Source organism: Haloprofundus halophilus (assembly GCF_003439925.1).
Taxonomy (GTDB): domain Archaea; phylum Halobacteriota; class Halobacteria; order Halobacteriales; family Haloferacaceae; genus Haloprofundus; species Haloprofundus halophilus.
In genome coordinates, this window is record NZ_QQRR01000001.1 from 972,735 (window position 1) to 986,411 (window position 13,677).

General features: G+C 68.5%; 13 protein-coding genes and 2 pseudogenes. 12 read left to right on the forward strand and 3 right to left on the reverse strand.

The genetic code is table 11. The annotated features are described in order from the left end of the window. Positions 1-80 precede the first annotated feature (80 nt). From DV709_RS04920 to DV709_RS04930, 4 genes and pseudogenes are all read left to right on the forward strand, one after another. Positions 81-1,205: a glycosyl transferase family 2 gene (locus DV709_RS04920; RefSeq protein WP_117592233.1), complete on the forward strand. Its 1,125-nt coding sequence runs from the start codon at positions 81-83 to the stop codon at positions 1,203-1,205. Beyond that, a pseudogene (locus DV709_RS18480) lies at positions 1,202-1,396 on the forward strand (DUF7109 family protein); the annotation flags it as partial. The gene DV709_RS04920 and the pseudogene DV709_RS18480, both read left to right, overlap by 4 nt. Next, entirely contained in the window at positions 1,379-1,909 is a 531-nt protein-coding gene (locus DV709_RS04925; RefSeq protein ID WP_332871835.1) for a DUF7109 family protein, read from the forward strand. The pseudogene DV709_RS18480 and the gene DV709_RS04925, both read left to right, overlap by 18 nt. Before the next feature lie 24 nt (positions 1,910-1,933). Then, a complete protein-coding gene (locus DV709_RS04930; protein WP_117592237.1) occupies positions 1,934-2,533 on the forward strand; it encodes an NUDIX hydrolase in 600 nt (199 codons plus the stop codon). 39 nt (positions 2,534-2,572) lie between these two features. On the opposite strand, the gene DV709_RS04935 is transcribed toward DV709_RS04930, so the two are convergent. After that, entirely contained in the window at positions 2,573-4,393 is a 1,821-nt protein-coding gene (locus DV709_RS04935) for a formate/nitrite transporter family protein (RefSeq protein ID WP_117592239.1), read from the reverse strand. Between the two features lie 231 nt (positions 4,394-4,624). On the opposite strand from DV709_RS04935, the gene DV709_RS04940 reads away from it, so the two are divergent. After that, positions 4,625-5,410: a DUF7388 family protein gene (locus DV709_RS04940; RefSeq protein ID WP_117592240.1), complete on the forward strand. Its 786-nt coding sequence runs from the start codon at positions 4,625-4,627 to the stop codon at positions 5,408-5,410. Between the two features lie 167 nt (positions 5,411-5,577). Continuing rightward, on the forward strand, positions 5,578-6,702 hold the full coding sequence (locus tag DV709_RS04945) for an NAD(P)/FAD-dependent oxidoreductase (RefSeq protein ID WP_117592242.1): 1,125 nt from the start codon (positions 5,578-5,580) through the stop codon (positions 6,700-6,702). A gap of 458 nt (positions 6,703-7,160) precedes the next feature. On the opposite strand, the pseudogene DV709_RS18355 reads toward DV709_RS04945, so the two are convergent. Next, positions 7,161-7,589, reverse strand: a pseudogene (locus DV709_RS18355) (Hsp20/alpha crystallin family protein); the annotation flags it as partial. Then, complete coding sequence (locus DV709_RS17985; protein ID WP_168191238.1) at positions 7,586-7,744, reverse strand: DUF7559 family protein; 159 nt, start codon at positions 7,742-7,744, stop codon at positions 7,586-7,588. The gene DV709_RS17985 and the pseudogene DV709_RS18355, both read right to left, overlap by 4 nt. 121 nt (positions 7,745-7,865) lie before the next feature. Between DV709_RS17985 and DV709_RS04955 the strand changes: the two genes are divergently transcribed. The 6 genes from DV709_RS04955 (at position 7,866) to DV709_RS04980 (ending at position 13,672) form a co-directional block, all read left to right on the forward strand. Further along, the gene (locus DV709_RS04955) at positions 7,866-8,699 is read left to right on the forward strand and encodes a hypothetical protein (RefSeq protein WP_117592245.1); all 834 of its coding nucleotides are present in this window, start codon (positions 7,866-7,868) and stop codon (positions 8,697-8,699) included. 82 nt (positions 8,700-8,781) lie between these two features. After that, positions 8,782-10,554, forward strand: a complete 1,773-nt coding sequence (locus tag DV709_RS04960) for a radical SAM protein (RefSeq protein WP_117592247.1) — start codon at positions 8,782-8,784, stop codon at positions 10,552-10,554. Continuing rightward, entirely contained in the window at positions 10,554-11,336 is a 783-nt protein-coding gene (locus DV709_RS04965; RefSeq protein WP_117592249.1) for an MBL fold metallo-hydrolase, read from the forward strand. The genes DV709_RS04960 and DV709_RS04965 overlap by 1 nt, the downstream gene beginning before the upstream one ends. 91 nt (positions 11,337-11,427) lie before the next feature. Further along, positions 11,428-12,309 carry a 5'/3'-nucleotidase SurE gene (gene surE / locus DV709_RS04970; protein ID WP_117592251.1) on the forward strand — a complete coding sequence of 294 codons (882 nt, stop codon included), beginning with the start codon at positions 11,428-11,430 and terminating at the stop codon, positions 12,307-12,309. A gap of 71 nt (positions 12,310-12,380) precedes the next feature. Further along, positions 12,381-13,106: a YkgJ family cysteine cluster protein gene (locus DV709_RS04975; RefSeq protein WP_117592253.1), complete on the forward strand. Its 726-nt coding sequence runs from the start codon at positions 12,381-12,383 to the stop codon at positions 13,104-13,106. A 146-nt stretch (positions 13,107-13,252) separates the two neighbouring features. Continuing rightward, positions 13,253-13,672 (forward strand): TRAM domain-containing protein, encoded by a 420-nt coding sequence (locus tag DV709_RS04980; RefSeq protein ID WP_117594115.1) that lies wholly within the window; start codon positions 13,253-13,255, stop codon positions 13,670-13,672. The last annotated feature ends 5 nt before the right edge of the window (positions 13,673-13,677 follow it).

The window sequence follows — 13,677 nt, forward strand, 5'->3', positions numbered from 1 at the left end:
GAGGAGACGCGCGCCGTCGACACGGTGGTCTGCCGAGACAACCGGCTTGTTTTTCATCTGTCGCTCCTCAGAAGCATCCGATGGAGTACGTCCAGGAGCGAATCGCGACGCTCCACGACCTGACCGACCCCGCGCCAGACGCACCGACGGACCGCGCCGCCGTCGTGCTGCCGATGACAGAACGGGAGTACGCCGGTCTCGCCGCCGAGCGAGTGCTCTCGGAACTGGAACACGTCGACCCCGCCCGCGTCGTCGTTCCGCTCCGCGCGTCGGCCGAGCGAGTCGGCCCGTTCGCCGACTGGCTCTCGGAGTACGACCTGCGGCTGTCGGTGCTCTGGTGCGACGGTCCACGGCTCACCTCGCGTCTGGCCGACGAGGGGCTGAACGGCCGACGCGGGAAGGGACGCGACGTGTGGTTGGCGCTGGGGCAGGCGCTCTCCGAGGAGTTCGTCGTCGTCCACGACGCCGACACGAAGACGTACTCGCGGTCGTACGTCGCCCGACTGCTGTTCCCGCTGTCGCACGGCTTCGAGTTCTCGAAGGCCTACTACGCCCGCGTCGAGAACGACCGCCTCTACGGACGGCTGTTTCGCCTGTTCTACGCGCCGCTGGTCGCCGCGCTGGCCGAGGAGACGGACGCGCCGATTCTCGACTACCTCTCGGCGTTTCGCTACGCGCTCGCCGGCGAGTTCGCGGCGACGAACGACGTCGCGCGCCGCCTCCGCGTCCAGCGAACGTGGGGACTCGAAGTCGGAACGCTCGGCGACGCGTTCTCGCTCGCCGGCTTCGACGGCAGCGCACAGGTCGACCTGGGCGCGTACGAACACGACCACCGGGCGGTCGGCGGCCCCACCGGTCTCTCGGAGATGAGTCGGTCGGTCGGCGCGGCGCTGTTGCGAGCGGTCGAGGACCACGGCGTCGACCCGGCGTACGAGACGCTCCCGGAGCGATACGCCGAGAGCGCCCGCCGATTCGTCCGTCAGTACGCCGTCGACGCCGCGTTCAACGGCCTCGACTACGGCCGCGGCGAGGAGTACGAGCAGATCGAGCGATACACCGACGCCGTCGCCGCGCCCGTCGACGACGACCGACTGCCCGCGTGGGCCGACGCCCCGATTTCGGCGTCGACCGTCGCGGAGCTCGCGGAAGCCGACCTGCAGGAGGCGACCGACGGAGCGGTCGTCGAGCGAGGGGCGGACCGATGAGCCGAACTTACGACGACCTCGCGGGCGTCGTCGACCTCTTCGGCGCGCTGACGCACGCCGAACTCGAATCCGCGCTCGACGAACTCGCGTACAAACAGGGCTCGGAGACCGACGCGGAGGCGCTCTCGGCGGCCGTCGACGCGGCCATCGACGAGTACTATCTCGTCGAGTACATTGCCGACGCGGACGACCGGACGGTCGGGACGGACGACCAGACGGTCGGGACGAACGACCAGACGGTCGGGACGGACGACCAGACGGTCGGGACGAACGACCAGACGGTCGGGACGGACGACCAGACGGTCGGGACGAACGACCAGACGGTCGGGACGGACGACCAGACGGTCGGGACGAACGACCAGACGGTCGGGACGAACGACCAGACGGTCGAGGCGGGCGACCCCGAACGGCGCGGCGCCGCCGACGGGACGTTCGTCGCGGTCGGTCCCGCGGCGTTTCCGTCGCTGCCGCAGAACGCCGAAGACCTCCCGCACATCCTCGACGTGCCGCGGCGCGAGGTCGACCGCCGGGCGCTCGGCGAACAGGTCCGCGAGCGCCTCGCGGCCGAAGCCGACGCCGCTATCGACGACGGCGACGAAGCGCGTCTGAACCGGCTGTACGACGTGACGTACGACCTCGACGCGTGGGCACCCGTCGAGACGGCCGCCGTCCGCGACCGACTCGATGCGGTTCTTCAAGACTAAGGCCGTCGAACGAGACCAAGGGACATGGACCTCACTGGAGTAGCGCGCCACGACCCGACCGCCATCGAGGGAGCGACGCGGCAGGCGGCGGTCGTCGCGCCCGTGCTACTCCGGGACGGCGACCCGTACGTCCTGTTCACGAAGCGCGCAGACCACCTCGGCGAACACCCCGGACAGATGAGCTTTCCCGGGGGCGGCCGCGAACCGAGCGACGTCGACCTGACGGCGACGGCGCTCCGCGAGGCGAGAGAGGAGATCGGCCTCCGCTCCGAGGAGGTCGAACTCGTCGGCCGACTGGACGACATCGAGACCAGCACCGACTACTCGGTGCGCCCGTTCGTCGGTCGCGTCCCCGACCGGGAGTACACGCCTGACGAGCGCGAGGTCGCCGAGATCGCCGTCCTCTCGGTCGCGGCGCTCACGGACCCCGCCAACTACGAGTCGGAACGCCGCGAGCATCCGACGTACGGCCCCGTCCGAATCCACTTCTTTCACGTCGACGGGTACACCGTCTGGGGGGCGACGGGGCAGATGGTCGTCCAGTTGCTGGAGCTGACGACGGACTGGCGAGCGCCCGCCGAGCCCGACCGAGTCGTCGACCCCGACGCCGAGTATCCCGTCTGAGTCGGTTCGAGGCTCGAAACTGCGAAAAAGCGGGAACCGCTACCGACCGAACAGCCGTTTGAGGAGGCTGCGGTCGCCCGGCCGTTCGGCCAAGAGCACCGAGCAGTCGACGTCGTTGAGGACGTCGAGGTTGAGCGACTCGCTGACCAGTCGCGAGAGCAGGCCGCGCTCGGTCGCGCCGATGACGACGAGCGTGTGGTCTTCGGCCTCCCGGGCGATTGCGCCTTCGACGTCGCCGGAGTCGTCGACGACGAGTTCGGCGTCGTCGAGGCCGTGGGCGGTCGCCCACTCGGAGAGGAACCGCTCGCCACCCTCGCGCTCGGAGACGTCGTCGACGACGTGTAGCAGGGAGATCTCGGAGCCGTCGGTGGCGCGGAGCGCCCCCGCCACTTCGGCACTCAGGTCGGAGTCCGGGCCGCCCGCGGTCGGAAGGAGAATCCTCGAGGTGTCGAGGCCGCGGTCCGAGAGGATGAGGAAGTCGCAGGGGAGCTTGTTGGCCAGTTCGTCGAGCGGTCGTTCGGCCCGGGCGGCGCTCCAGAGTTCGTTCGCGCCCCACCCCATCAGGACGAGGTCGGCGTGCGTGCGGTCGGCGATGGAGAATATCTCCTCGAAGGACCGGTGTGAGACGACGGTCGACGTCTCGCAGTCGACGTCGTAGCTGGCGACCGTCTCTCTGACGTCCGAGAGCTGTTCTTCGGACCTGGCGGCGATGCGCTCGCGCTGCCCGCTTCCGTAGCCGCGGGTGGTGCGTCTGGGCGTCTGCACGATGTGGACGATGTGGACGGTCGCGGCGTCGTTCTGACTGGCGAGCCTGCAGGCGAGTTCGACGAGCCGCGACTCGGTGCGCGGGTTGGCGATGGGCACCATCAGTCGGTAGGAGTCCTCTTCGGCGAACGCGGGCAGCTCGGTCGTGTTGATGAGCGGCACGTAGGAGCGACCGACGAGCCCGCCGAACGCCCACTCCCGCATCGAGAGCTGACGGGTCGTCCCCTCGAACCGAGCGGATTCGAGCCGATGTTCGCTCGTCTGGAAGTAGTTGACGAGGGTCACCAGGACGATGCCGCCGATAGTGTTGCCGAGAAGTACCGGGAGGACGAACTGCACGAGGCCGGTCGAGAACGCGATCTCGCCGATGAAGACCGCGTACGTCATCTCGGTGAACGAGGTGACGACGTGGAACAGGTCACCGAGGGGAATCGAGAGGAAGGCGAGGTAGACGATGACCAGCCGGGAGATGGTGTCGCGGGCGGCGTACACTATCCAGACGACCCCGGCGACGATGAGTCCGGCAAATGCGGCCTTGAAGAACAGGTCCCACCACGCCGTCTCGAGACCGTGCTCGGCGAGGTGTAACGCGGCGGTCGCCGCCTCGGGGGAGAAGACGCCGCCCCACGCCAGCACCGCGGCACCGATTATCCCGCCGGCGAAGTTTCCGGCGAGGACGATGAGCCAGTGGCGCAGCAACGCCGGGACGCTGGCGAGGCGCTCTATCGTCAGCGCGACCGGCGGGAGCGTGTTCTCCGTGTAGAGTTGGTAGCCGCCGAGAATGATGTAGATGAATCCGAGCGGATAGAGCAGCGCGCTCAGTATCGGGTCCTCGTTCGTCGTCGCCGACAGCGACGCGGTCAGCAGAACGGTGATAGAGATGGCCAGTCCGGCGGCGAGCGCGCTGAAGAACAGTTCGCGGCCCTTCGAGGTGACCTCCTCGTCGGCGACGGCGACGATGCGCTGGAACACCTCGTCGGACGAGAAGCGGTCCCTGACGACCGCGCCAGCGGCGGGCGCGCCGCTTCGAGACCGGTCGACCGCCTCCCGCACCGAGTCCAACTGTTCGGACCTGTCGGCGTCGGAGTCGTTCATTACTCAAACGAAATGCTAGAACTACAAAGCGTTTGACCCTCGAAACCGCCCGACGACCGGCCGTCCCGTGGCATCGAGTGACACAATCCGACCGGTGCCAATACTGACCGGAACAGAACCCTTTTCACCCTCTCGGGGGTTACAGCGGAGTACATGGTCGCACAGACGATGGATCGAGTTCCGCGACGATGAACCGACGTTTCTGAACAGCGGTCGCCCCGGAGTAACCCGATGAAAGCACTCACCGGCGAGTCTGTACTCTCGCACACTGGTATCGACGCCGTCGCGCTCAAACCCGCCGAGTGCGACGTGCGCCGCGCCGCCGACCTCTCGGCGGCGACGATCGCAATCGACTACGAAGGGGTCGACCACCTCCCCGAGGCCGACGTTCTCGACGCGCTCTCGCGGACGGCGGACGTCCGCCTCACGACGCCGATTCGCGCCGACGGTTTCGACCCGCTCGGCGACGACTCGCGCCTCGCCGACGTCCCCGACAGCGTCGGGCGCGTCCTCGTCGCCGGCCACGCCGCCTACCTCTCCGAGGACGAGCGGCGCAGAGCCGTCGCCCCCCGGCTGAAGGCGGCCCGCGAGGCGGCCCCCGACGCGTGGGTCGGCACCGAGGGAATCGAACGCGTCGCGCTCGCCGCCGGGGGAACGCAGTACGAACTGCTGTCCCGGACGACAGACCGGGAGGTCCGGGCGCTTCGCGCCGCGGGCTACGACGGCGAGATCGCGCTGTACGCGCCGACCGTCCTAGCCGACGACGAGGACGAGATTCTCGACGCCGTCGGCGGCTACGTCGCCCGGAGACGGCCCGTCGCCCGGGCGCTGCCCGACGGGTGTGCGACGGACTCGCGCGCGGAGGGACGCGCCCGAGACGTGCTGTCGAAGGCGAGCCGGGACTACGCGCTCGTCGGTGCGCCCGAGACGGTCCGCGAGCGGGTCGCCGCGCTCGAATCGCTGGGCGTCGACACCGTCGTCGGCTACCCCGCCCGCGGTATCGACGAGTTCCTCTAACTCCCACTTCTCGTTCTCTTCCGCCGGACGAAGCGCTAAGTACGACGACCGTGAGTTCGGAGCATGCCAACTCTCACTGCCGACGGGGGCCGTCTTGGCCGGTTCGTCGCCGACCGACTCCCATCCCGCCCGACGGAACCGTACCGCCCGACGGAGGCGCGTCGCTGATGCGCGTCGCCGTCGTCGGCGGCGGTGCGGTCGGGCTCACCGCCGCGTACGACCTCGCGACCCGCGGGACCGACGTGACGGTTTTCGAGCGCGGCGAGTACGACCGCTCCTCGTCCCCCGCAGCCGGTAGCTCCGCACGTGCGGCGGGCGTGCTGTACGACGCCTACGCCGAAGATATCGACGCCGAAATCGGCGGCCGGGCGCTGGAGCGCTTCCGCGAGTTCTCCGGCGAAGACGGCTTCGAGTTCCGGGAGTGTCCGTACGTGATCGCCGTCGGCGAGGGCGACGAGACGGCGGCCGGAGCGATGGCGGCGAGCGTCGACCGGATGCGCGCCCACGGGCGAGCGGTGTCGGTCGTCGACCCCGAGGAACTCGGCGACCGCTTCCCGATTCGGACCGACGACCTGCTCGCGGCCGCCGTCGCCGAGAACGCCGGCTGGACCGACCCCGCGAGCTACGTCTCTGCGATGGCGACGAAAGCCCGACGCGAAGGCGTCTCCTTCGAGACCGGCGCGGGGGTGGCACTCGGCGTCAACCCCCCGAGCGTCGTCGTCGACGACAGGGTGACGAAGCGGTTCGACGTCGTCCTCGTCGCCGCCGGGGCGCACACGAAACGAGTACTCGCGGACGCTGGCGTCTCTGTCCCGCTGAAACCGTACCGAGTACAAGCGCTGACCGGCCGCCGACGGTACGACGGGCCGATGGTGTACGACGCGACGGCGGGCGTCTACCTCCGACCGCACCCGACCGGGATACTCGCCGGCGACGGCACAGTCCCGGTCGAGGCCGACCCCGACGAGTGGAACCGCGACGCGGACGACTGGTTCGTCGACGACATCCGGACCGCGCTCGACGAGCGGACCGGCTACGACCTCGACGTCGAGCGGGCGTGGGCGGGCCTCTGCACGGCGACGCCCGACGGCGACCCCCTGCTCGGGGAACTAAGTGAGGGTGTGTTCGTCGCCGCCGGATGGCAGGGTCACGGCTTCATGCGCGCGCCGGCGACCGGTGAGGCGGTCGCGCGGCAGATTCTCGGAGAAACGGAGGCTATCGCGCCGTTCGACCCGGCGCGGTTTTCCGGCGACGAGGAGTTCGAGATTCGAGAAGGGATGGCGCTGGACTGAAGAGAAGGGAGCGTCGAGAACGCTCGGACTCAGTTGCGTTTTTCGTCGTTTTCGTCGTTTTCGCCGTCTTCGCCGTCCGCACCGTCCTCGTCGCGGGACTCCGCTTGCTCGACGAACTCGTCGTCGACTTCGTCCATGGACTCGTCTGTGGGTTGCCCCGCCGCCTCGGCGGGCTCGAACCGCGCGTCGGGGTCGTTGGCGGCCGCCTCCTCGTCGGTTATCGAGTCGGTTGAGGCCGTCGCGTCCGTTCCGGCGGCGGAGGCGTCGGTGTCCTCCTCCGCCGTGTCGTCTTCGCCGCTCGCGCTGTGCTCGCCGCTCGAACCGTCTTCCTCGGCCGAGTCCGCGCTCGCCGCTTCCTCGGCCGAGTCAGCGTTCGCCGCTTCCTGGGCTTCCTCCTCGGTCGGTTGCTCCTCGACGACGCTCGTCTCGCCGCCGGCGGCGTCGGCGTCGACTCCCGTGGCGTCCGCTTCGGTCTCGCTCTCCTCCTCGACGGTGACGTTTTTGCCACCCCCGGTTTTGGGGATGTAGACCCGAAGCGTGCCGTGTTTCGTCACCGTCGCCGTCGCCGCCTCCGCGTCGACGGAGGCGTCGTCGGGGAGTTTCGCCTTCCCGTCGAGCGAGAGTCCCCGGCCGGGGAAGCGCATCTCGAAGCCGTCGTGGAAGTCGCGGAACCGGTCGATTCGGACCTGGACTTCGGTGTCGACGAAGCGGACCTGCACGTCGCTCTTGTTCGCGCCGGCCGCGTCGAAGACGACGAGATAGCTGTCGTCGCTCTCCAGGAGGTCGTACGAGAGCGGTTTCCGCTCCTGGACGTGGCCGAAGCCGCGACCGACGCGCTCGACTACCGCGTTGGCCACCGACTCGCCGAGTTCTCGTAGGTCGTTCATAGTTCGATAGCTTCGAGGCAGTCGGTCTGCTGGCAGTACGGACAGACGAAATCCCCGACGCCGACGTCGTCGGGCATGTCGTACGTGTAGTGCAGTTCGAACATATCCATCTCACAGTCGGAACTGGTGCAGGCTACTTCGAGCGTCGCGGGCATGGTGACAGATAGCAGTCCCATCCAGATAAACGCGCTGGGTGCGAACAAGCCCTCGTCGGCGTGATATGGGCGCCGGTTATAAGAGTGCCGAGCGAGAACGAGTCAGTCAGCTATACACTACATGAATGACGGGTATCTCCCTCCCGAGCACGTCTACAGCGTTATCTTCGACGCCCACGCCGAGGAGGCCGGCGAGCGGAGTTGGTTGGTCGAAGCCGACGCGACGGAGGAGACGTTACGCATCGTCGACTGCGCCCCGGTAGCGGAGCGATTCGGCGTCTCCCCGCACCGGACCGACGCCGTCGCCGCTCTCGCCTCGTTTCTGGCCGACCTCGGGAGCCGAAACGCGGTCGGGCTCGACTTCCCGTTCGGCCTCCCGAAGGCGGTGGTCCCCGAGCGGCGGTGGCGTCGGTTCGTCGACCGACTCCCCGACTGGTTCTCCGGTCCCGAGGATATGACCAAGCGCTGCCGAATGCACGCCCGTCTCGTCACCGACGGCGCGGAGACGGACGTTCTCCGCGCGACGGAGGAACCGCTGAGCGCCGTCGCCGCTTACGACAAACGGCTCTGCGCGGAGACGTTCTACGGCATCCGCGATGTCCTCCGTCCGCTCGTACTGACGGACACCGCGCGGGTCGTCCCGATGCAGCTCCCGAGCGAGGACCGGCCGCTGGTGCTGGAGACGTACCCGGCGGGGACGCTCGACACGCTGCGGTGTCAGAAGCGCGACGGGCGTCCCGCCGGTAGCGGTCCGACGCCGGCGCTCGTCCTCGACAGCCTCACCGACCGCTCGGTCGAGTTCACCCCCTCGGCCCGCGAGCAGGTTCTCGACGGCGGCGACACCGCGCTCGAGGCGGTCGTCGCCGCGTTCGCGACGTTCCGAAACACCGTCGACCCCGCGAACCTCCGGATGACCGACGAGCTCCCGTCGGTCGAGGGGTACGTCTACGTCTGAACGGGCGAGAGGCGGAGGAACGTCTCACGTCCGAACGGGCGAGAACCGCACCGTTTTACCCGTCGACCGACAACCCCGGCCCATGACCGACCCCGCCGACCTCGAAGTGACGCTCGTCGACGGGTACGTCGACGAACCGGCGCACTTCGGCGTGCCGCCGTACATCTCGACGTACCCGCGCTTTACCGCCGGTGCGATGGTCGACGCCGGGGTGCCCGAGGAGCAGATAACGTACCACACCATCGACGAACTCCGCGAGGACAGACAGAAGTGGGCCGACGTCGCCGACGCGGACCTGTTCGTCTACATCGGGGGGATGACCGTCCCCGGCAGCTACGTCGGCGGGACGCCAGCCGAACCCGACGAGGTGAAGGAACTCGCGTGGACCGCCGACGGCACCACGCTGATGGGCGGCCCCATCCGCTTCGGCGTCGGCGAGGAGAACGCCGGCGGCCAGGAGATGGAGCGCAAGGACCTCGACTACGACTTCGTCGCCAAGGGCGACGTCGAGGCGGCCGCATACGACCTCGTCGACAGCGGATTGGAGGGGTTCGGCAACCGGATGCGCGACAACGAAGAGCTCGACCGCTGGGCCGCGAAAGGGGCGTTCGTCGTCGAACAGCACCCCAACCACCCCGACTATCTCATCTGCGAGATGGAGACGTCCCGGGGCTGTGCGTACCGCTGTTCGTTCTGCACCGAACCTCTGTACGGCAACCCGGCGTTCCGAACCGCCGACTCCGTCGTCAAAGAGGTCGGAAACCTCTACGACCGCGGCGCCCGACACTTCCGACTCGGCCGGCAGGCCGACATTCTGGCGTTCGGCGGCGACGGCGAGGCGCCGAACCCTGACGCGCTCCGGCGACTGTACGGCGGCATCCGCGAGGTGGCCCCCGACTTGGGGACGCTCCACCTCGACAACATGAACCCCATCACCATCGCGCGGTGGCCCGAGGAGTCCAGAGAGTGCATCCGCATCATCGCCGAGCACAACACGCCCGGCGATACTGCGGCGTTCGGCCTCGAATCGGCCGACCCCGTGGTGCAGGAGGAGAACAACCTCAACGTCAGCGCCGACGAGTGTTTCGAGGCTATCAAAATCGTCAACGAGGAGGGCGGGTGGCGACCCGGGGAGCGCGAGACGTCGCGCGTCTCGAATGCGAGCGGTGGAACCGCGAGCGACCCCGCTGCCCCCACCTACGGCGACGACGCCGCGAGTCGCCTGCCGAAGCTCCTCCCCGGCATCAACCTCCTCCACGGGCTGATGGGCGAACGCGAGGAGACGTTCGCGCACAACAAGCGCTTCCTCCAGCGGGTGTACGACGAGGGGCTGATGGTCCGTCGCATCAACATCCGGCAGGTGATGGCGTTCGACGGCACCGAGATGTCGTCGACGGGGTCGCAGATCGCCAAGGACCACAAGAAACTGTTCAAGCAGTACAAGCAGGAGGTCAGAGAGGAGATAGACCGGCCGATGCTCAAACGCGTCGCGCCGCCCGGGACGGTCCTCGAAAACGTCCACCTCGAATACCACCAGGACGGCACGACGTTCGGCCGCCAGCTCGGGACGTATCCCCTCTTGGTCGGCATCCCCGGCGAACGTGAACTTGGACGAACCATCGACACCGCCGTCGTCGACTACGGCTACCGCTCGGTGACGGGCGTGCCGCACCCGCTCGACGTCAACGGCGCGTCGATGGACGAACTGACGGCGATTCCGGGTCTCGGCAAGTCGAAGGCGGGCGACATCATCGTCAACCGGCCGTACGACTCCGCCGACGAGGTGGACGACGTCCTCGCGAAGTTCGTCAGCGTCGCCGGCGACGGCGGCGGGGACGCGAGCAGCGCCGACTGATGCGGGAGAGAGTTCGCCGACTCTCCGTCCCGGTCGCCACCCGCGCGCCGACGGGCGCGACGAACGCCTACCTCGTCGGCCGCGATTCGGCGCTCTTGGTCGACCCCGCCGCGCGGACCGACGAACTCGACGCGCTCGTCGCCGAGGCGACCGTCGAACACGTCGCCGTCACCCACACGCATCCGGACCACGTCGCCGCCGTCGCCGACTACGCCGCCGAGACGGGCGCGACGGTGTGGGCGCGTCGCTGGCGCGAGAAGCGATTCGAGCGAGCGACCGGCGTCGAACCGGACCGGACGTTCGTCGAAGGGACCGAAATCGACACCGATGCGGGGCCGGTCGGCGTGTTCGACACGCCCGGCCACGCCGTCGACCACGTCGCGTTCGGCGTCGGCGACAGAATTCTCTGCGGCGATTTGGCCGTCGAACCGGGAAGCGTCGTCGTCGGGGCACCCGAAGGCGACGTTCGCGCGTACCTGACCGCCCTCCGTCGGCTGCTCGCGAAGCGTCCGGCGCGACTGCTGCCGGGACACGGGCCGGTAATCCGAGAACCGAAAACGACGCTCGAACGACTGATTCGTCACCGACTCGACCGGGAGGCGAAGGTGCTCGAAGCGGTTCGTGAGGGGGCGACGAGCGTCGACGACGTGCTCGATGCCGCTTACGAGAAGGACCTGACGGGCGTTGAGGATTTGGCGCGGGCGACCGTCGTCGCGCACGTCGAGAAGTTGGCCCGCGAAGGGGACGTATCGCGGGACGGCGAGCGCGTCCGACCGCTGTAAACTGCCGCCTCCGTACTCGGACATCTACCATCGAGACGCCTCCCCCTCCCACCGATAGACATTCGTACCAGAACGTCATCGACCCGAACGAATGCAGACGCCGCGAGTGCTTCTGACGAACGACGACGGAATCGACGCCCCCGGCATCGAGGCGCTGTACCGCGAACTCGACGCCGTCGCCGACGTGACGGTCATCGCCCCCGACGAGAACCAGAGCGGGATGGGCCGCACGCGAAACGGCGCGGTGACCCTCCGCGACCACGAGTGGGGCTACCGACTCGCGGGGACGCCGGCCGACTGCGTGGCGTTCGGCCTCGGCGGCGGTCTCGACGCCGAGTTCGACCTGGTCGTCTCCGGAATCAACGACAGTCCGAACCTCGGCAACTACGTCGTCGGCCGCTCGGGAACCGTCGGCGCGGGCATCGAAGCCTCCTTCCTCGGCGTCCCGGCCATCGCCGTCTCGGCGTACCACTCCGAGGATTTCCACTGTCACCCCGGCGAGGCGTACGAGTTCACCCGCCCCGCCGTCGTCGCCCGAAACCTGCTCGAACGCGTCTGGGAGACCGAGGTGTTCGAGGACGCGGACCTGTTGAACGTCAACGCCCCCGTCGACGTCGATTCGCCGCCGCTTCGGCTCACACACGTGTTGGCCGACTACGCGCAGTCGGTGGAGGAGGCGGAACCGGCCGCCGCCGACGGCGGTGAACTGGGCGACGCGGTCGATGCGGCCGAGGGGGAGACGACAGACCGAGAGGTCCGACTGGTCGACCAGACGTGGCCGCACGTCGTCGGTTTCGGCAATCCGATGCCGGGCATCGACGGCCACCGCGAGCGCTACCCCGAGGGGAGCGACCGCCGAGCGGTCATTGACGAATCGGTGAGCGTCTCGCCGCTGTCGATGACCCACGAGTACGTCGAGACGCCAGAACTCGACGCGGTGGTCGACTCGGTCGAGTCGTCGCTCGCGGAGTGAGCGCGGACGAAGAGGTCCGGGCCGAGGACGACGGCGTTTTCACCGTCGGCCCCGGAGACGGAACCGAGTAGATGGAGTCGCTCGAAACCGAACTGGAGCGGGCGAAGGAGCTCGACACCGACGAGTTAGCCGACGCTATCGAGTCCATCGGCTTCGAGTGTACCCGCTGCGGGGCCTGCTGTAAGGGGTACACCGACGACGGCGACAAGGAACCGCACACGGCGACGGTGTTCCCCGACGAGGTTCGGCAACTGGACGGGGAAACTCCGGCCGAGTACGAGCACCGAAGCGACGACGTCGCTTCGGGCTCCCGTTCGGACCCCCCGCGGGAGTGGCGCGACATCGCCCGGCCGATGCCGTACGGACTGACCGAGGCAGACGACGGAGAGGCGGAAGGCGAGACGTTCGAGTGGGCGCTGCAGACCGACGCCTGCGGCGACTGCACGTTCTACGAGGAGGACGAGAGCGGCACGGGCGCGTGTTCGGTCCACGAGAACCGGCCGCTCATCTGTCGGACCTACCCGTTCAGTGTCGCGCTCGGCGGAACCACCCAACCGATGGGCGAGGCCGTCGACGGCGAGGGGATGGTCCGCGCCCACGAGTGCGAGGGACTGGGCCGCGACATCTCCCGAGAGCACGCCGAGGAGCTCGCGGCGGCGCTCAAAACTCGTGCCGTTCGGGAACTCGAAGAAGCGATAGGCGTCCGCGACAACTACGCGCCGGTGGAGCGAGCGCCGGGCGAAGTGGTCGTCTACGACTCCGAAGGCGCGAAGCGACCGGACGGCACCCCGCGCTGAACGGGACAGTGCGCGCGCCGCACGCTGGACGGTCCCCGCGCTGAACCGGCCGCACACGGCCCCTCGCGTGTCAACGGCCGAAACAGTGTTGGCGGCGGTACATCTTTAACGACGGCCGCCGACCCATCACAGTGGAGGTCTCTCCCTTGGAAATCTCAGATAAACTCCTGTGTCTGTTCAGTGCGGAAGTCCGCAGCGACGGCGACTCCTACACCGTCGAAATCCCGCGTCGGGAGGTCGAAACCGGTTCTATCGAAGCGGGCGAGACGTACCGCGTCGCGCTCATCTCCCGCGAGACCAAACCCGACGCCGCGGCCGAGACGTCGACGGCCTCGACGACGTCGACGACGGCCGACGCCGACGAGCCTCAACCGCCGGTCGAAGTCGGCGAACTGCGCTACGTCGAGATCGAGGACATCGGCAAACAGGGCGACGGCATCGCCCGCGTCGAGCGCGGCTACGTCATCATCGTCCCCGACGCGGACGTCGGCGAGCGGGTGAAGATAGAGATCACCGAAGTGAAGTCGAACTTCGCCGTCGGCGAAGTCATCGAAGACGAGTTCTGACGTTC